At 66.7% G+C, this 16,105-nt stretch carries 19 protein-coding genes; 7 read left to right on the top strand and 12 right to left on the bottom strand.

Translation table 11 applies throughout. The features are described from left to right. Positions 1–46 precede the first annotated feature (46 nt). Positions 47–1,534 (top strand): cytochrome P450, encoded by a 1,488-nt coding sequence (locus HMPREF9336_RS02675; RefSeq protein ID WP_007471627.1) that lies wholly within the window; start codon positions 47–49, stop codon positions 1,532–1,534. 47 nt (positions 1,535–1,581) lie between these two features. Continuing rightward, positions 1,582–2,046: a hypothetical protein gene (locus HMPREF9336_RS02670; protein WP_021029982.1), complete on the top strand. Its 465-nt coding sequence runs from the start codon at positions 1,582–1,584 to the stop codon at positions 2,044–2,046. On the opposite strand, the gene HMPREF9336_RS02665 is transcribed toward HMPREF9336_RS02670, so the two are convergent. After that, positions 2,043–2,666 (bottom strand): rhomboid family intramembrane serine protease, encoded by a 624-nt coding sequence (locus HMPREF9336_RS02665; RefSeq protein ID WP_007471630.1) that lies wholly within the window; start codon positions 2,664–2,666, stop codon positions 2,043–2,045. The genes HMPREF9336_RS02670 and HMPREF9336_RS02665 overlap by 4 nt on opposite strands. A 162-nt stretch (positions 2,667–2,828) precedes the next feature. On the opposite strand from HMPREF9336_RS02665, the gene HMPREF9336_RS02660 reads away from it, so the two are divergent. The 4 genes from HMPREF9336_RS02660 to HMPREF9336_RS02645 all read left to right on the top strand — a co-directional run bounded on the left by HMPREF9336_RS02660 (position 2,829) and on the right by HMPREF9336_RS02645 (position 5,016). Further along, positions 2,829–3,284: a hypothetical protein gene (locus HMPREF9336_RS02660; RefSeq protein WP_021029980.1), complete on the top strand. Its 456-nt coding sequence runs from the start codon at positions 2,829–2,831 to the stop codon at positions 3,282–3,284. Positions 3,285–3,371: 87 nt separating this feature from the next. Continuing rightward, positions 3,372–3,893 carry a hypothetical protein gene (locus HMPREF9336_RS02655; protein WP_021029979.1) on the top strand — a complete coding sequence of 174 codons (522 nt, stop codon included), beginning with the start codon at positions 3,372–3,374 and terminating at the stop codon, positions 3,891–3,893. A 158-nt stretch (positions 3,894–4,051) separates the two neighbouring features. Next, on the top strand, positions 4,052–4,501 hold the full coding sequence (locus tag HMPREF9336_RS02650) for a hypothetical protein (RefSeq protein ID WP_021029978.1): 450 nt from the start codon (positions 4,052–4,054) through the stop codon (positions 4,499–4,501). Then, the gene (locus HMPREF9336_RS02645; RefSeq protein WP_156920272.1) at positions 4,498–5,016 is read left to right on the top strand and encodes a hypothetical protein; all 519 of its coding nucleotides are present in this window, start codon (positions 4,498–4,500) and stop codon (positions 5,014–5,016) included. The genes HMPREF9336_RS02650 and HMPREF9336_RS02645 overlap by 4 nt, the downstream gene beginning before the upstream one ends. A gap of 5 nt (positions 5,017–5,021) precedes the next feature. Here the strand turns inward: HMPREF9336_RS02645 and HMPREF9336_RS02640 are convergent, their stop codons facing one another. The 5 genes from HMPREF9336_RS02640 to rpsB form a co-directional block, all read right to left on the bottom strand. Beyond that, positions 5,022–5,894 carry a phosphatidate cytidylyltransferase gene (locus tag HMPREF9336_RS02640; RefSeq protein WP_007471635.1) on the bottom strand — a complete coding sequence of 291 codons (873 nt, stop codon included), beginning with the start codon at positions 5,892–5,894 and terminating at the stop codon, positions 5,022–5,024. A 38-nt stretch (positions 5,895–5,932) separates the two neighbouring features. Then, complete coding sequence (gene frr, locus HMPREF9336_RS02635) at positions 5,933–6,490, bottom strand: ribosome recycling factor (protein ID WP_007471636.1); 558 nt, start codon at positions 6,488–6,490, stop codon at positions 5,933–5,935. A gap of 4 nt (positions 6,491–6,494) precedes the next feature. Then, positions 6,495–7,241 carry a UMP kinase gene (gene pyrH, locus HMPREF9336_RS02630; protein ID WP_007471637.1) on the bottom strand — a complete coding sequence of 249 codons (747 nt, stop codon included), beginning with the start codon at positions 7,239–7,241 and terminating at the stop codon, positions 6,495–6,497. Positions 7,242–7,250: 9 nt separating this feature from the next. Further along, positions 7,251–8,075, bottom strand: a complete 825-nt coding sequence (gene tsf, locus HMPREF9336_RS02625) for a translation elongation factor Ts (RefSeq protein WP_007471639.1) — start codon at positions 8,073–8,075, stop codon at positions 7,251–7,253. A 64-nt stretch (positions 8,076–8,139) separates the two neighbouring features. Further along, positions 8,140–8,979 (bottom strand): 30S ribosomal protein S2, encoded by an 840-nt coding sequence (rpsB, locus tag HMPREF9336_RS02620; RefSeq protein WP_007471640.1) that lies wholly within the window; start codon positions 8,977–8,979, stop codon positions 8,140–8,142. Between the two features lie 350 nt (positions 8,980–9,329). Between rpsB and HMPREF9336_RS02615 the strand changes: the two genes are divergently transcribed. After that, positions 9,330–9,566 (top strand): hypothetical protein, encoded by a 237-nt coding sequence (locus tag HMPREF9336_RS02615; protein WP_007471641.1) that lies wholly within the window; start codon positions 9,330–9,332, stop codon positions 9,564–9,566. A 54-nt stretch (positions 9,567–9,620) separates the two neighbouring features. On the opposite strand, the gene HMPREF9336_RS02610 is transcribed toward HMPREF9336_RS02615, so the two are convergent. From HMPREF9336_RS02610 to HMPREF9336_RS02585, 6 genes are all read right to left on the bottom strand, one after another. Further along, positions 9,621–10,442, bottom strand: coding sequence for a hypothetical protein (locus tag HMPREF9336_RS02610; protein ID WP_007471642.1), 822 nt, complete (start codon positions 10,440–10,442; stop codon positions 9,621–9,623). Between the two features lie 98 nt (positions 10,443–10,540). Further along, the gene (locus tag HMPREF9336_RS02605; RefSeq protein ID WP_021029974.1) at positions 10,541–11,173 is read right to left on the bottom strand and encodes a hypothetical protein; all 633 of its coding nucleotides are present in this window, start codon (positions 11,171–11,173) and stop codon (positions 10,541–10,543) included. 179 nt (positions 11,174–11,352) lie between these two features. Next, positions 11,353–13,143 carry a WXG100 family type VII secretion target gene (locus tag HMPREF9336_RS02600; protein ID WP_007471644.1) on the bottom strand — a complete coding sequence of 597 codons (1,791 nt, stop codon included), beginning with the start codon at positions 13,141–13,143 and terminating at the stop codon, positions 11,353–11,355. 4 nt (positions 13,144–13,147) lie between these two features. Then, positions 13,148–13,429, bottom strand: coding sequence for a WXG100 family type VII secretion target (locus tag HMPREF9336_RS02595; protein ID WP_007471645.1), 282 nt, complete (start codon positions 13,427–13,429; stop codon positions 13,148–13,150). Positions 13,430–13,533: 104 nt separating this feature from the next. Further along, entirely contained in the window at positions 13,534–15,219 is a 1,686-nt protein-coding gene (locus HMPREF9336_RS02590) for a phospho-sugar mutase (protein WP_007471646.1), read from the bottom strand. After that, on the bottom strand, positions 15,216–16,034 hold the full coding sequence (locus HMPREF9336_RS02585; protein WP_007471647.1) for a purine-nucleoside phosphorylase: 819 nt from the start codon (positions 16,032–16,034) through the stop codon (positions 15,216–15,218). Before HMPREF9336_RS02585 ends, HMPREF9336_RS02590 begins: the two co-directional genes overlap by 4 nt. Positions 16,035–16,105: the final 71 nt, after the last annotated feature.

Here is a 16,105-nt window from a genome sequence, read left to right as displayed (position 1 = left end):
TAACATTGTGGCGCAGGCCATATTCGCACGCGTCCAGGAGGCCACCATGCCGGTCCGACTGCCACCACTGCCGAAGCCGAGAATCAGCACCCTGCCGGGCCTGGCCGCCGTCGAGCGCAAGTTGCTCGCGCAGCCCTACCGCCCGACCGCCGTCCTCGCCGAGCCCCCGCCGGGCAGCGGCTTGAAACCTGTGCGCGGCGACAACGGCCTGCCCCTGCTCGGGCACGCGGTCGAGTTCATGCGCGGCGGCTCGGCGTACATGGAGCACCTGTACCGCACCAGGGGCCCGGTGAGCTTCCAGACCAACTTCGGCATCACGATGGTCGCCGCGCTCGGCCCGGACGCGACGCAGGCATTGTTCACCAATCGCGAGAAGCAATTCGCCCAGCAAGGCTGGGTCACCATCATCGGGCCGTTCTTCCGCCGAGGGCTCATGCTGCTGGACTTCCCCGAGCATCTCGCGCACCGGCACATCATGCAAGAGGCGTTCACCCGCGCCGCGCTCGCCGGCTATGTCGAGCATATCGATGCGGTGGCCACCGACGTGGTGCGGAACTGGCCGAAAGACGGGCGGGCCTTCCGCGTCCACGACGCCACGAAAGAGCTCACCCTCGACATCGCCTCGGTCGTGTTCATGGGAGCCCGGCACGGCGAGATCGGCCACGCCGAACTCGCCGAGGTGAACACCGCCTTCCTCAACACCACCCGCGCGGGCGGAGCCTTCTTCCGCCGCCCGGCTCCCGGCATGCCGTGGCTGAAGTGGAACAAAGGGCTCGCGGGCCGCAAACTCCTCGAACGCTTCTTCGCCGAGCGCATCCCCGCCCATCGCGGGGCCGAGGGCAAAGACATGCTCACCGTGCTCTGCAACACCGTGACCGAGGACGGCATGAGCTTCGCCGACGACGACATCGTGAGCCACATGATCTTCCTCATGATGGCCGCGCACGACACCTCGACCTCCACCTTGACCACCATGGCGTACTACCTCGCCGCGAATCCCGAGTGGCAGGACCGCGCGCGGGACGAGTCCGCGCGCCTCGGCGACGGGCCGCTGGACATCGACGCGCTCGAAAAGCTCGAAACCCTCGACCTCGTGATGCACGAGTCGCTGCGCCTGGTCACCCCGCTTCCCTTCAACTTCCGCAACACGGTCCGGGACGTCGACCTGCTCGGCCACCATGTGCCCGAAGGCACGACCATCCTCACCCACCCCGCTATGAACCACCGCTTGCCGGAGATCTGGACCGAGCCGGAGAAGTTCGACCCTGACCGTTTCGCGGAGCCGCGCAACGAGCACAAACGCCACCGCTACGCGTTCGCCCCGTTCGGCGGCGGCGCCCACAAATGCATCGGGATGACCTTCGGCCAACTGGAGATCAAAGCCATCATGCATCGCGTCCTGCGCGAATACCGGATCGGGCTGACAAGCCCCGACTACCAGCCGAAATGGGACTACGCAGGCATGCCGCTGCCGGTGGACGGCATGCCGCTGGCCCTACGCCCGCTGCGCCGCCAGGCCCGCGCCATGTCGTAGACTGCCCGGAACATCGTCCGCGCTCCAATCCGCAAAGGAGATCATCTGTGTTTTCTCGCACGTCCCGTGTGGCTGTTTCTGGGATGGCAGCGCTCGTCGCGGCGCTCGGTCTGCCCGGAGCCGCCGCGGAGCCAGCCGCGTCGGACTGCGAGGCGCTGGAGCGGGTCGAAACCGAATTGCAGGCGGAGCTGGACGACCTGAACACTTACGCGGGGTCGCTGAGTTCGGTCCTCACCCTCGCCTCGGACGATCCCGACCGCCAGTCCGTGGGCGAAGTCCTGCGTTCCATGGCAGACACCCTGCAAACAGGAGCCGACGCCGTCACGACTCCGTCGTACCGAGGCCCGCTGGAGAGGTTCTCCGCGCTCTTCGACCGAAGCGCGCAGCTCGTCCTGAACGGCGAGGAGGCCTCCCCCGAGGACATCAAGCAGATCAAGGAGCAAGGCGAGGATCTGGGCAGCGCGGTCGACACCGCGTACGCCCAGGCCTGCCACAAGACCGTCCGCGTCTAACCCGCCGCTCGTCCGGGCCTGCCCCTGCCCGACAGCGCAAAGGCCGCAAGCACGCCCGAAAGCGCGCCGCAGAGGTGCCCCTGCCACGAGACGCCCTGCTGGCCGGGCAGCACGCCCCACAGCACCGCCCCGTAGCAGAAGAACACGGCGAGCCCGATCAAGATCTGGCCGGGCTTACGGCTGAAGAGCCCCTGCACGAGGAGGAACGCCAGCCAGCCGAAGACCAGCCCGGAAGCGCCGATATGGATGGTGGGCCATCGCGAACCGACGTCGCCGATGAGCCACGTGCCCAAGCCGCCGACTGTCCAAATGATCGCCGTGGCGACGAGGAAACGCCCGAGCCCCGCGACGACGCCGACGAGCCCGAGCACGAGGATCGCCCCCGCATTGGCGTTCAAGTGCTGCCATCCCGCGTGCAGGAACGGCGCGAACAGGATCCCCCACAATCCTTCCGGCTCCAGCGGCCGGATCCCGTACCGGTCCAACCGGTGCCGGTCCAGCCCATCGACGAACTCGACGACGTACAGCAGCGCGAGATAGCCGAGGACCAACGTCGCGCCGATCTTCCATTGATCGCCGCGCGATGGACGCGCGGGCACGTTCGGCGGAGTCATGCTCATCGTTCCAGCGTGGCATAACAACTCGCGACGGGGCCAGCGGAGCCCGGCAAAGCCGTGAGCGCCGGCCTTGTTGCGTCCCCCACACCGATAGCGCATACTGAGGCACATCAGCACCAAGACCGCGCAGCAGTTGCGGTTTCGCGGAAGCCAAGGGAGAAGACCATGACCATGCGCGCCGCCCTCGTCATCGCGCTCGGCGCGGCAGCCTCGGCCGTCGCGCCGGCGACCGCCCGCGCCGACGACCAGCACGACTGCGAGCTGTTCCAGAAAAACTCCGGCGAGATCCTCACCAACGCCCAAACCGCCGTCGACCACATGCAGCAGGCATCGCAGGACCAAGGCCGGGACGCGGCGCAGGACGCGGCCAGCGCCATTGTGTACTTCCGCCAGGCGGGCGATGCGGCCAAGCTGCTCGCGGTCAGCCTGCAAACCCCCTCGGGCCAATCCGCCGCCACAAAACTCGACGAGGCGCTGTACGCGCAGGCGGACGCCTTCGACGGCACGATCAAGGGGCAGGGCAGCCAAGCTTCGCTCGACAAGTTCAAAGAAACGACCGCCCGTCTCAAAGCCGCGATCACCGGCTTCAAGCAGGCCGTCGAAGGAGCGTGCGGGACATAACTCCCTCCCCGCGCCCTTGCCGTCCAAAGCGGCCTTACTATGGTTACATAGTTTGGTCTAGCGAATCTTTCTGGAAGGTTGACCCATATGTCTCTTCGTCTTGCCGCCGCGCTCGCCGCGCTCGCCTGTGGAGTCGGCCCGTTCGTCGCCGTCCCCTCCGCCCTCGCCGCGCCCGCGGGCCGGAACAACGACCACGACTGCGAAGCGTTCGAGGCGAACGATGACGCGATCCAGGGCGATCTGGACGCCATCAACGACGTGGTGGCCGGTTACTACACCTCCTGGGTCGGCAACAGCTTCTTCGGCGATGAGCAGTACGGCGACTTCGACGCGGACGACATGAACACCATCCTCTCCGCGACCAGCTCGCTGTCCGCGCGCGCGGACAGCGTGAAGAAGGGCATGCAGACCCGAGGAGCCATCCTCGCCCTGGACCGGCTCGCCAACGACTCCCGCGCGGTCAACGACACCGCGCGGAAGATCGCGGACGGCACGTACCGGCCCCGCCAGCTCGGCCTGGTCAAAGACATGTTGTTCCGCTCGATGAACAACTACCACAACGCGCATTCCCTCGCCTGCAACGGCGACATCGTCGAACCCCAGCACTGACCCGCGCGGTCGGCGGCCGCGGCGGGTTCCGCTGCGGCTGGCGCTCCGGCTTCTGCGGATTCCAAGCGGAATAAGCCACCCTTGGCTCCCGGGCAAGAAACCATGCCGCATACTGATCGCGGATATTCGTGTTCAGTTCATGGGAAAGGGAAACCTTTATGTCCGTCCGTGCCGTTTTCGCCGCCGCGCTCGCCGTCGCAGCTCTGCCCCTCGCCGCTCCAACCAACACCGCGTCCGCTTCGGGCGACGAATGCGCCGAGTTCCTGCGCGGCTGGAACGCGGGTCAGGCGGTCACCAACCGCAGACAAGTAGTCCTCGACCGGAACAAGGCAGGGGAAAGCGAAGCGGCCCATCAGGCTGCTCTGCGCCAAATCAGTGGCTACTTCCGCCAAGAGGCGCAGATCTGGCATGACACAGCTGACCGCGTGAGCACCCCGGAGCTGCGGGACTCGATCGAGGGAGTGGCCGAAGAGTTCGACGCAGGCGCGGAAGACCCCACCCTTGTTGACGAAAAGCTCGGCGGAGACAGTTTCTGGAACGCTATGCGCCCGCTGCTCGACGCTGTGCGCGACACGTGCCCTATCGCGTACAACCAGATCACGCATTGATCAAGCAAATGCTCTGCCGAACGAAAACAAAGGCGCTTCATGTTTCTCGTGCTGCCTTGTCTGTCGTATTCGCTCTGACAGCGCTGCCTGCAACGGCGGCGGCCTCGGGCACCGCTCTGTGCGAGACATTGAGCCAAGCGGGCTCCGCGTACGACGCGTTGAACCTCCATACCCGCTCGATCAATAACCGGCTCGATCAAACGCGGGACCATGACGTGCGGATCCAGCTACATTTCGAGCAGGCGGACGTGATCGGCGAAATCGCAGAACTGTTGCGGGACACTGCGGCGAAAATGCCCGCCACCGCAGAAGGCGATCAGCTGCGAGACGTGTTCGCCGCAGAGGCGCAAGCCCGTGAGGACGGGGCAGATTCCATTCGAGAATCGGCCCAGAGGGGTGTGAACCCAGAAGAGGATCCGGACGCGGAACAGCAGTGGCTCGAAATGTATCGAGCTATTTCTGCCACAGTCAAGGAGCGCGCTGGCACAGTGCTCAGGTCCTGCCCGAATATCTGAAACGCTCAGCTGAGCACGTCGAGCACGATCCACGCGGCGACAGCGGACGGCAGCAGGGAGTCCAGCCGGTCCATGATGCCGCCGTGGCCGGGCAGGAGCGTGCCCATGTCTTTGATGCCGAGGTCGCGTTTGACCTGCGACTCGACCAAGTCGCCGCCAGTGGCGGTGAGGACCATGAGCGCGCCGAGCGCGACGCCGACCCAGTATGGCTGGTCGAGCAGCTGGCGCACGACGAGGATCGAACCGATCTGGGTGAAGAGGACGGCTCCAGCGAAGCCTTCCCAGGATTTCCCCGGGCTGATCGCGGGGGCCATGGGATGCTTGCCGAAGAACACGCCGGTGGCGTAGCCGCCCACATCGGAGCAAGCCACGACGACGAACAGGCACACGAGCTGTTTCCAGCCCCCTGGCCCGCTTTGCAGGAGAAGGACGGTGAACGAGGCGAAAAACGGAATCCATGTCACCACGAAGACGGTGTGCGTCACCTCTGCGACATATTGGTCCGGCTTGCCGTTCAGACCTTTGCGCAGCAGGCACCACACGAGACAAACGACGACCGTCGCCGCGTACGCGGCGAGCATCCCGTTCGCGCCTTTGAAGAAACTGGCCCAAATCACCGCCTGGCCGCCGAGGACCGCCGGAGCGTACAGGGTCGCGACCCCGTGCTCGTTGAACCGTTTCGCGACTTCGATAGTGGCGATGGCCATGGAGACGGCGATCACCACAACCCAGAGCTTCGGCGCGAAGAGGAGCACTGCGACGATCATCGCCCCCAGAGAGACCCCGACGCCGATCGCGGCGGCGAGGTTCCGCCCCGCCTTGGCCCTTTTTTTAGGTTGGCCCGGCTCCTTCGGCCTATGACGCGTGTCTGCCGCCATTGCGCGCATTGCTCCCTCGCCTCACAGCGGCAGCTCGATCAGACCTCGAGCAGCTCTGCTTCCTTTTTCTTCACGAGCTCGTCGATGGTCCCGACGAATTTCGCGGTCAGCTTGTCCAGCTCTTTCTCGGCGCGGACGACGTCGTCCTCGCCCGCCTGGCCTTCCTTCGCGAGCTTGCCGAGCTGGTCGTTCGCCTTGCGGCGCACGTTGCGCACGGTCACGCGGGCTTCTTCGGCCTTGCCTCGGGCCTGCTTGGCGAACTCCTTGCGGCGCTCCTCGGTGAGCGCGGGAATCGCCACGCGCACGACTTGGCCGTCGTTGGAGGGGTTCAAGCCAAGGTCGCTCTTCTGGATGGCCTCTTCGATCGCGCGCAGCTGGCTCGCCTCGTAAGGCTTGATGACCACCAGCCGGGGGTCGGGGGTCTGCACGCTGGAGACCTGCGGGATCGGGGTCGGCGTGCCGTAATAGTCCACGACGACCTTGGCGAAGAGGGAGGCCGTCGCCCTGCCGGTGCGGATGGCGGCGAACTCGTCCTTCGCCACCTCGACGGCAAGCTCCATCCGCTCCTCGGCCTCGAAGAGAATCTCATCGATCATCGCGTTACCACCTCACTAGTGTGCCGATGCGCTCGCCGGAGACCGCGCGCGCGATATTCCCCGGAACGAGCAGGTTGAACACCAGCATCGGCATCTTGTTGTCCCGGCACACCGCGAACGCCGCCGCGTCGGCCACCTTCAGCCCGCGCTCGAGCGCCTCTTGGAAGGTGAGCTCGTCGTATTTGACCGCGTCGGGGTTGTGCTTCGGGTCGTCGGAGTACACCCCGTCCACCGCCTTGGCGAGCAGCACCGCCTCTGCCCCGACTTCCAGCGCGCGCTGCGCGGCGGTGGTGTCGGTGGAGAAGTACGGCAGGCCCATGCCCGCGCCGAAGATGACGACCCGGCCCTTTTCCAGGTGCCTCCTGGCCCGCAGCGGAATGTACGGCTCGGCGACCTGGCCCATCGTGATGGCCGTCTGCACACGGGTGTCCACCCCGCGCTTTTGCAGGAAGTCCTGCAGCGCCAGGCAGTTCATCACCGTGCCGAGCATGCCCATGTAGTCCGCTCGGGAGCGCTCCAAGCCGCGCTGCTGCAGCTCCGCGCCCCGGAAGAAGTTCCCGCCGCCGATCACCACGGCGACCTGGACCCCAGAGGCGACCACGTCGGCGATCTGCTCGGCGACGGTGTCGACCACGTCCGGGTCCACGCCGACGCTCCCGCCGCCGAACATTTCGCCGCCGAGCTTGAGCAGCACTCGGCTATACCCCTGACGGGGCGGTTTGGCGGATCCGGCGGCGGGAGCTTCGGTCATGGCTGTGCCTTAGTTCTGGCCGACCTCGAACCGGACGAACCGGACGATTCCAGCGCCTGCGGACTTGAGCTGGTTCGCGACCGTCTGCTTCGGGTCGGCGAGGCTGGCCTGCTCCAGAAGGACCACGTCCTTGTAGAAGGCTCCGACGCGGCCCTCGACGATCTTCGGGATAGCCTGCTCGGGCTTGCCCTCGGAACGGGTGATCTCCTCGGCGACGCGGCGCTCCTGCGCCACGACTTCCTCGGGGACGTCGTCACGGCTGAGGTACTTCGCCTTGAGCGCGGCGATCTGCTTCGCGGCCCAGTCCGCGGCCTCGGCGGCCTTGTCGCCCTCGCCGGTGTACTCCACGAGCACGCCGATGGCGGGCGGCAGGTCCGAGCTGCGCTGGTGCAGGTAGGTCGCGACCTTGCCGTCGAAGGAGGCGACGCGGCCGAGGGCCAGCTTCTCGCCGATCTTCGCGGAAAGCTCGTCCACCGTCTCCTTCACGGTCTTGCCGTCGAGGTCGGCCGCTTCGAGGTCGGCGGTGGACTGCGGGCGGGCAGCCGCCGCGGCCTTCACGACCCGCTCCGCGAGGGACTGGAAGTCCCCGCCCTTGGCGACGAAGTCCGTCTCGCAGTTCAGCTCGACGAGCACGCCGTCGAGGGTGGCGACCAGGCCTTCGCCCGTGGTCCGCTCCGCGCGCTTGCCCACGTCCTTGGCGCCTTTGACCCGGAGGGTCTCCACCGCCTTGTCGAAGTCGCCGTCGTTCTCGGCGAGCGCGTTCTTGCAGTCCATCATGCCCGAGCCGGTGAGCTCGCGCAGGCGTTTCACGTCAGCGGCGGTGTAGTTCGCCATCGTGGTTCTCCCTTTGATCGTTGTTATGCCAATAACTGCTCTGCGCAGGCGAAGCGCGTCGGGCTTAGGAAGCCTCGGCCCCCTCGGCGGGAGCCTCGGCTGCCGGAGCCTCCGCCTCGGCGGCGGGCTGCGCCTCCGCGTCGCCGCCCTGGGCGAGGAGTTCCTGCTCCCACTCGGCCAGCGGCTCGGCCTCGCCGCCCTGGCTGCCGCGCTGGCTCGAGCGCTGCTGCAGGCCGTCGGCGACCGCCGTGGCGACCACGCGGGTCAGCAGGGCCGCCGAGCGGATCGCGTCGTCGTTCGCCGGGATCGGGTAGTCCACCAGGTCCGGGTCGCAGTTGGTGTCGAGGATCGCGACGACCGGGATGCCCAGTTTGCGCGCCTCGCCGACTGCGATGTGCTCCTTGTTGGTGTCCACAACCCACAGCGCGGACGGCAGCTTGGCCATGTCGCGCAGGCCGCCGAGGCTGCGGTCGAGCTTGTTCATCTCGCGGGTCAGGCCCAGGATCTCCTTCTTGGTGCGCCCGGCGAAGCCGCCGGTCTGCTCCATGGACTCGAGTTCCTTCAGGCGTTGCAGCCGCTTGTGGACGGTCTGGAAGTTGGTGAGCATGCCGCCGAGCCAACGCTGGTTGACGTAGGGCATGCCGACGCGGAGCGCCTCGGTCGCGATGGGCTCCTGCGCCTGCTTCTTGGTGCCGACGAAGAGGATCGTGCCGCCGTGCGCCACCGTCTCCTTGACGAATTCGTACGCGCGGTCGATCGAGGTCAGCGTCTGCTGCAAGTCGATGATGTAAATGCCGTTGCGGTCCGTGAAGATGAACCGCTTCATCTTCGGGTTCCAACGGCGGGTCTGATGCCCGAAATGTGCGCCGCTGTCGAGCAGCTGCCGCATAGTCACCACAGCCATGGCGAATACACCCCTTAATTCTTTGGCGAGAAACGCAGAGTTCCTCTGATCGGTTCTGCCTGGACCGGTCGGCCGCAAGCCCTGGTGCCAGGCTCAGCGGCACGCCCGTCGTTCTTTTGGTCCGACGGGACCGTCCTGCCGTGAGCGCCTTCCCCCGCGAGGGGGATTCCTGGCACGCGAAGTCACCGCCGAAGCGATGCGGTCAGAAGCTTACCAGTGCGCGCGCCCATTCGGCTAATCGCTCGACGCCCCGCTCCGAGCCCTCGCGTTAGACTTGGGCAGGTCGTCAGCGCGCCTTGGCCCGGGCAATGCCTGGGCGTGCGCCTATCCGCTAGAGACGGGGTGAGACATTGAGTATCGCGGACAAATTTTACGCGTTGCAGGCGGAGATCGACAGCGCCGTGGAGGAGCGGGAACGCGAGCACGCGAGGCAGCTCGAAGCGAAACGCCGCGCGGAGCGGGACGCAGAAGAGCGGGAACAGGCTTGGCAGGACAGCAGGGAGGGCCGTGACGAGCAAGCGGCCAAGGACCTCTGGGAGTCGAGCACCCTGCGCCTCGGCCACTACGAGGACGACGAAGAAGACTGAGCAACACGCTCGCCCGTTGCGGATGAGGGCGTTCGGCTTCGCTCCCCGGCCGTATCAGGTCGAGGGGGTTGCCGGTGTGGTCGAGGTCGGCTTACGAAGCCGCCACAGGGAGAACCTGTTCTGATCGTCCCACTTCGCGAACGGCTTGCCCGCCTGGTCGAGAGGCCCATCAAGGCTGTCTTCCTTTGGCGGCGGAGGATTCGTCTTCGGTACCGCCTCTTCTTTCGTGGGCAAGCGGGGATGATGCGGGTCGGCGATACAGGTGTCCGACAACTCCACCGGGACGTACTTCGGCCACCCCCGATCCGCATGATGCGGCGCGACACCAACGACCATGACCGCCCCTTTCGGCACAGACTTGGACAAGGAGGGGTCGAACTTGCTGTGAAACTCTTCGAAAAGATATGCGGCGGCGGCATGGTCGAGATCGTCCGAAGGCTTGGCGAAACCGACAATGATCCGGTCGACCGAGTACCACGAATCTAGATCGACCGCCTCTGCAGAGCGGTCGGAGCCGTCACTGTTATGCCCATCGCGATTCGCGCAATACACGCCCATGACGAACCAGCCCGCCTGCCGCGCCGCGCCGATCTCCGCCACAAGCGCATCGTACGGATCACCAGGCAACGGATCCTCAGACCAACGCTTGATATTCGGGCGCACCAGCCCCGGAAAACTCCCACCTGGAGGCGTATTCAGATCCCTGCCTCCTGGCGTGGATTCCTCTGGCCTCAGCCAAGGATCTGCGACCAATCGTTCCAGCCTGGCCCGATCAACCTCATTGGCCTCCCAATCGAGCATCGCGTACTTCGGTTGTGTCTCACATGCATTCGCGAGGAGGAGCGGCAGCACGAGGACCACCAAAAAACGCTTCATTGCGGTGTCACCGCACTCAACGCCCAGGGGCGATCAGCTGGCATTCCTTGCCTTCCATCAGAAGTATCAAAAAGCGGGGCCGAACCACCCTGGTCGTATCAGGTCGAGGGGGTTGCCGGTGTGCTCGAGACCGGCTTACGAAGCCGCCACAGGGAGAACCTGTTCGAGTCGTCCCACTTCGCGAAGGGTTTGCCCGCCTGGTCGAGAGGCCCGTGAGAGCTTTCTTCCTCCGGCGGCGGGGGGTTCGTCTTCGGAGGCTCCTCATCGCTTGTGGGCAGGCGGGGATGGTGCGGGTCGGCGATGCAGGTGTCCGACAACTCGACCGGGACGTACTTCGGCCACCCCTGGTCCGCATGATGCGGCGCGACACCGCTGACCACGATCCTTCCCTTCGGCACATAGCCGGACGAGGAGGGGTCGAACTTGCTATGAAGCTCCTCGAAAAGAAACCCGGCCTGGGCATGGTCGAGATCGCCCGAGGGCTTGGCGAAACCGACCATAATCCGGTCGACCGAGAACGACGGGTCCGGGTCGGACGTCTCGGAAGCTCGGCCATAGCCGTGAAATCCAGAGCTGTTCCAGCAGTACGCGCCCGTGACGAACCAACCCGTCTCACGCGCCGCGCCGATCTCCGCCACGAGCGCGTCATACGGATCACCGGGCAACGGATCCTCAGACCAACGCACAGTGTTCGGGCGCAAGAGCAACGGCCCGCCTCCTCCGGGACTCATGAAGTTCCTCGTGCCCCCTGGCGTGGATTCCTCTGGCCTTAACCATGGGTCTGCAGTCAAATGTTCCGACCTCGCCCGATCAACCTCATTGGCCTCCCAATCGGGTCTCGGGGACAACACTCTCCCCTCGCACGCGTTCGCGAGGAGGAACGGCAGCGCAAGAATCACACAGAAACGCTTCATTGCGGTGTCACCGTACCCCAAACGCGTGCATTTTGGTCGTTGAAAACCGCCGTCGACAGCGGCTTCTGTCCCGTGAACTCCTCACGGCTCACGGAGTAAGTGTTTCCGCTCCCCGGCTCGTAGACAGTCAGATTGTCTCCCTGACAACCGGTGACAAGGACGACGTGTTGCGGATAGCCCGACCCGCCCACGTAGAGCGGCAGCACCTCGCCGTGCTGCGCCGCAGCGGCCACCGCCTGGAACTGCTCGTCCTGGTTGTATTGGTTCACCGGGTGCCAGTCGTAACTGTGGCCTGGGATGCCCGCCCCGCCCGGAGCGCCCATCTCATGCGCGGCTCCCCACGGAGCCGTGCCCAAGCCTTCCATCCACGGGAACTGCAGATTGCCGCCCCGATCATGGGTGTCGGTGGTGACATCGTGCATCCGCTGCGCGGCCTCCGCGAAACGCTGCTCCGCAGGAGTGAAATCAGCCGTCCGTGTATAAGTGCCGTCGGGAGTGCCGTCTGGTTTAGTAAGACGGCCTCCTCCGAGATCCTTATGGAAAGGCCCCTGCCGAGCGTCTTGAGCGCCGGCCTTCGCGTCGTACCCAGTCATGATCTGCATCGCGAACACAGGATCGTTCATCATCTTCGCCATGACTAGCGAGGATGAGCCACAGGTCGTGCCATCCGGTTGAATAAACGCACCATCGCGTTTACCTCTGGCATCCACCTCAGGGTACGGCGTTCTGCCTCCGTCTGGGTTGATTTGCACATTCGCCGGATGCGCGTCCGAGTACTCCCTCGGGTCGAGCTGTGTGATCTCCTCCGTGCTCATTTGCTTGAGGCGGTTGGCGTAGTTGGTCAACGTGGGCACATCATGCCCTGCGGCAGCCGCGGCGAGAATCCAGGCCCGCTCCTCGTCGCTGCGCGCGTTGGCAAGCAGCGCTTTGACCTTCGCCTGATCCTCTGCGCTCATCTTCTCGATCGCCTGGTCCGCCCGCGCCTGCACGCCTTCGCGCAGCGGCCCCGACCCGTTGGCGCTGGACTGGCCGATCGAGGCGAACACGTCCATGTTCGGGCTCGTGTGGTCGGGGAGATGCACATCCCCCTGCGCTTTGCGGATCTGGCCCTGCGCGTCCAGCCCAGCGGCGCGGGCCTCCTTATGCGCGGCGAGCATGCCCTGGATGGAGTGCTGGAGAGTGTGGAACACGTCGCCGAAATACCTGGGCCAGTGCCATGGCAGGGCCGGGGCTTTGTCGATGATCCTGTCGAGCGTGGACACCGGCTCGTACTCTTCCCTCGCCGCACGGTACTTCTCGCGGGCCGTGGCCATTTGGTCCGCGAAAGCATCGAGCGTCTTCGCGACGTCTTTGGCAGCCGGGCCCATCTGCCCCGCCCGTGCGGCGAGGGCATCGAGCGAGCCGCGCGCCGCCTCGGCGGGCTTCTCCTTCGAGCCCACGTCGTCCCAGATCTGCTCGGTGAGGCTCCCTTTGGCTTGCCTGAGGTCCTCGTCGTGGTGCTCTAGCTCGGCCGCGTAGCCGGTGAACGCGCTCGCGAGATCCCGGACTTTCGCCGGGTCGGGCTCCGGCTCGCGCAAGCTCTCCAGGAACCGGCGCAGATCGCCGCCGAGGAAGTCCCCGAGGCCGTGGAGGATCTCCCGCAAGGCGGTGAACACGTCGCCGAAGAAAGTGAGCGGGTTGAATTTTTGGACGAATTCCTTCAGGATCGGGAGGATTTTCTCGCCGATTTCCTCGAGGCCGTGGAGGACGCTCTCCCCCAGCTCGAGTTTTTCCTCGTACGAAGTCATCCCGTCACCCCTTGGCGAGCTGCGGGAACGTGCCCGCGATCTGGTGGTCGGTGTGCTCGTAGGTGTCCACGCAGGAGCGCAGCTTCTGCGCGAATTCGCCGTCGGCGGCTTCGGCGGTCTTGGCGACGTTCTGGAAGAACATGACGGCGTCGTGCGCCGCGCCGCCGAGGTAGCCCCAGTCTCCCGCGTCGTGTCCGTCAAGCTTCGCCCGCGCGCCCGGCAGCGTCTGCGCGGCGCTGTCGAGCTGCGCTGCGACGGCCCTGACCGATTCTGGGTTCAAAAACACAGCCGCTCCTCCACGTGTGGGTATGTCTCTATCAGAAGGTTAGACGCAGCGCGGCCCCCGGTCGGTTCCCAGTCGGACGAGGGAGTTCCAGCCGGGGAGAGGGCTCATCCAAGAGAGCCGGCCCAGCTCGCCAACCGTCCCAACCGCTCCTGCGCTGCAGCCCTCGCCCCGGCCAGCGCGTCCCGCGCCGGCGCTGGTTCGGTCGCTTCGAGATAGACCTTGAGCTTGGGCTCGGTGCCGGAGGGGCGGACCACGACGCGCAGGCTGTCGCCGGTCAGGACCACTGCATCGGTGCGCGGCCCTTCGATGGCCTGCGCCAAGTCCTCGAACGCGACGGGCTCCCCGTCGAGTTCGGCTGGGGGTTCCGCGCGCAGCCGGGCCATCGTCCGCGCGATGCCGTCCAGGTGCTCGAACCGCAAGGAGACCTGCCTGGTGGCGTAGACCCCGAGTTCGAGCGCGTAGTCGTCGAAGACCTGCGCGACCGTCCGGCCCTCTGCTTTGAGCGCGGCGGCCAGGTCCGAGGCGAACACCGCCGCGCTGATCCCGTCTTTGTCGCGCACCGCGTCGGGGTCAACGCAATGCCCGATGGCCTCCTCGTACGCGTAGACGAGCCCTTCGCCCGCGCGGACGAGCCATTTGAAGCCGGTCAGCGTGCGCGCGTGCCGGGTCAGCCGCGCCTGGGCGAGGGCTTGGAGCTGGCGGGAGGAGACGATGGTGCTCGCGGTGAGGGGGTCCTCGGTCGGGGAGTTGTCCAGCGCCCAGCCGCCCAGGAGCGTCCCGGTCTCGTCCCCGGTGAGCATCCGCCAGCCCGCGTCCTCGCCCAGGCCGGGGAAGCCGATGGCGCAGCGGTCCGCGTCCGGGTCCAAGGCGATGGCGATATCCGCGCCGACCCGCTCGGCGAGGGCGAGCAGGAGGTCCGTCGCGCCCGGCTCCTCCGGGTTCGGGAAACGCGCCGTCGGGAAGTCCGGGTCCGGCTCGAATTGCTCGGCCACCACGTGGACGTCGGCGAACCCCGCCCTGCGCAGCGCCTCGACGGCGACCTTCCCGCCGACGCCGTGCATCGGGGTGAGCGCGATCCGCAGCGCGCGCGCCTCGCCATGGCCGCGGCGCCTCTGGTCGGCGTAGCCGACGCCGCTCGCCCGGTCCAAGTACGTCTCCAACGCGTCGTCCACGTGCGAGTTCGGGACGAGCGGGCTGCGCGGCACCTGGTCGGCGGGGCCGACCGCCGCGATGGCGGCTTCGATCTCTTTGTCCGATGGCGGCACCAATTGGGCTCCGCCTTCGAGGTAGACCTTATAACCGTTGTCCTGCGGCGGGTTGTGGCTGGCGGTGATCTGCACTCCCGCCGCCGCGTACCACCATTTCACGATGAAGGCGGTGACCGGCGTGGGCAAGCCGTGCGGGAGGGCGAGCACTTTGAAACCCGCCGCTGTGAACACCTCTGCGGCGGCAACGGCGAATTCGGCGGAGCGATGGCGCGCGTCGCAGCCGACGACGACCGTCTCCCCCTCGTAGCCCTGCTCGATCAGCCAGTCGGCGAACCCTTTGCTCGCGCGGACGACCACGGCGAGGTTCATCCCGTTCGGCCCGGCCCGCATCGCGCCGCGCAGTCCCGCGGTGCCGAAGGAGAGCGGGGCGGCGAACCGGTCGAGGAGTTCGGCGGAGGCTCCGATATCGCCCTCGTCCGCGGCGGCGAAGAGCGTGGCGATCTCGGCGCTGTCCTTCGGATCCGGGTCGTGCTCGATCCAGTCCGCCACCTGCTCGCTGAGGCTGGGTTCGGAGCCGCTCATAGCCGGGAGACGACCTCGCGCAACAGGCTGCCCACCCGCCTCGCGGCCAGATGGCCCTCTTCCAGCACCTCGGCGTGGTTCAAGGACTTCCCGGCGAGCCCGGCGGCGATGTTCGTCACCAACGACACCCCGAGCACCTCCACGCCCTCCGCGCGGGCGGCGATGGTCTCGTGCACCGTGGACATGCCCACCAGGTCCGCGCCGAGCGTTTTCAAGGCCCGGACCTCGGCGGGGGTCTCGTAATGCGGGCCGGGAAGGCCCGCGTACACGCCGACGGCGAGGCTCGGGTCGACCTCCCGTGCGAGCGCGATGAGCCGAGGCGAGTAGGCGTCGGTGAGATCCACGAACCTCGGCCCTCGCAGCGGCGAGCGCGCCGTCATATTCAGGTGGTCGTTGATGAGCACCGGCTGTCCCACCCGGTATTCCTGGTTCAAACCGCCCGCCGCGTTCGTGAGGATCAACGTGCCCGCGCCCGAAGCGGCGGCGACGCGGACCCCGTGCACCACATGGGCAAGGTCGTGGCCCTCGTAGGCGTGCGTGCGCCCGAGCAGCACCAGCACGTGCTGGTCGCCGACCGGAACGGACAGGGCGAGCCCTTGATGTCCGGACACCCCCGGCGCGAGGAAGCCTGGCAGTTCGGCCATCGGCACCACCGCGCTGGGCTCGCCGAGCCGGTCCGCCGCAGGAGCCCAGCCGGATCCGAGGACCACCGCCGCCGAATGCTGCGCCACCCCTGTGCGCTTCGCGAGCTCGTCGGCCGCGACCCGCGCCGCCTCTTCGGGATTTCCGACCACGTCCACGACATCGACAGTCATGCGAGGCAGAGTACCCGAACGCGGGACACCGCACCTGGGCAGGAGCAACGAACCCGACCGGCCCGCTCGGC

It is taken from the genome of Segniliparus rugosus ATCC BAA-974, from assembly GCF_000185725.2.
GTDB classification, from domain to species: Bacteria; Actinomycetota; Actinomycetes; order Mycobacteriales; family Mycobacteriaceae; genus Segniliparus; species Segniliparus rugosus.
The sequence above is the reverse complement of the archived record's forward strand: the minus strand, read 5'-3'. Positions and strand labels throughout refer to the sequence as shown.

Excerpts from the sequence above, each read along its gene's own strand:
- HMPREF9336_RS02675 (WP_007471627.1), top strand. The coding sequence starts at position 47 with ATGCCGGTCCGACTGCCACCACTGCCGAAGCCGAGAATCAGCACCCTG.
- HMPREF9336_RS02665 (WP_007471630.1), bottom strand. The coding sequence starts at position 2,666 with ATGAGCATGACTCCGCCGAACGTGCCCGCGCGTCCATCGCGCGGCGAT.
- HMPREF9336_RS02660 (WP_021029980.1), top strand. The coding sequence starts at position 2,829 with ATGACCATGCGCGCCGCCCTCGTCATCGCGCTCGGCGCGGCAGCCTCG.
- HMPREF9336_RS02655 (WP_021029979.1), top strand. The coding sequence starts at position 3,372 with ATGTCTCTTCGTCTTGCCGCCGCGCTCGCCGCGCTCGCCTGTGGAGTC.
- HMPREF9336_RS02650 (WP_021029978.1), top strand. The coding sequence starts at position 4,052 with ATGTCCGTCCGTGCCGTTTTCGCCGCCGCGCTCGCCGTCGCAGCTCTG.
- HMPREF9336_RS02640 (WP_007471635.1), bottom strand. The coding sequence starts at position 5,894 with ATGGCGGCAGACACGCGTCATAGGCCGAAGGAGCCGGGCCAACCTAAA.
- frr (WP_007471636.1), bottom strand. The coding sequence starts at position 6,490 with ATGATCGATGAGATTCTCTTCGAGGCCGAGGAGCGGATGGAGCTTGCC.
- pyrH (WP_007471637.1), bottom strand. The coding sequence starts at position 7,241 with ATGACCGAAGCTCCCGCCGCCGGATCCGCCAAACCGCCCCGTCAGGGG.
- tsf (WP_007471639.1), bottom strand. The coding sequence starts at position 8,075 with ATGGCGAACTACACCGCCGCTGACGTGAAACGCCTGCGCGAGCTCACC.
- rpsB (WP_007471640.1), bottom strand. The coding sequence starts at position 8,979 with ATGGCTGTGGTGACTATGCGGCAGCTGCTCGACAGCGGCGCACATTTC.
- HMPREF9336_RS02610 (WP_007471642.1), bottom strand. The coding sequence starts at position 10,442 with ATGAAGCGTTTTTTGGTGGTCCTCGTGCTGCCGCTCCTCCTCGCGAAT.
- HMPREF9336_RS02605 (WP_021029974.1), bottom strand. The coding sequence starts at position 11,173 with ATGAGTCCCGGAGGAGGCGGGCCGTTGCTCTTGCGCCCGAACACTGTG.
- HMPREF9336_RS02600 (WP_007471644.1), bottom strand. The coding sequence starts at position 13,143 with ATGACTTCGTACGAGGAAAAACTCGAGCTGGGGGAGAGCGTCCTCCAC.
- HMPREF9336_RS02590 (WP_007471646.1), bottom strand. The coding sequence starts at position 15,219 with ATGAGCGGCTCCGAACCCAGCCTCAGCGAGCAGGTGGCGGACTGGATC.
- HMPREF9336_RS02585 (WP_007471647.1), bottom strand. The coding sequence starts at position 16,034 with ATGACTGTCGATGTCGTGGACGTGGTCGGAAATCCCGAAGAGGCGGCG.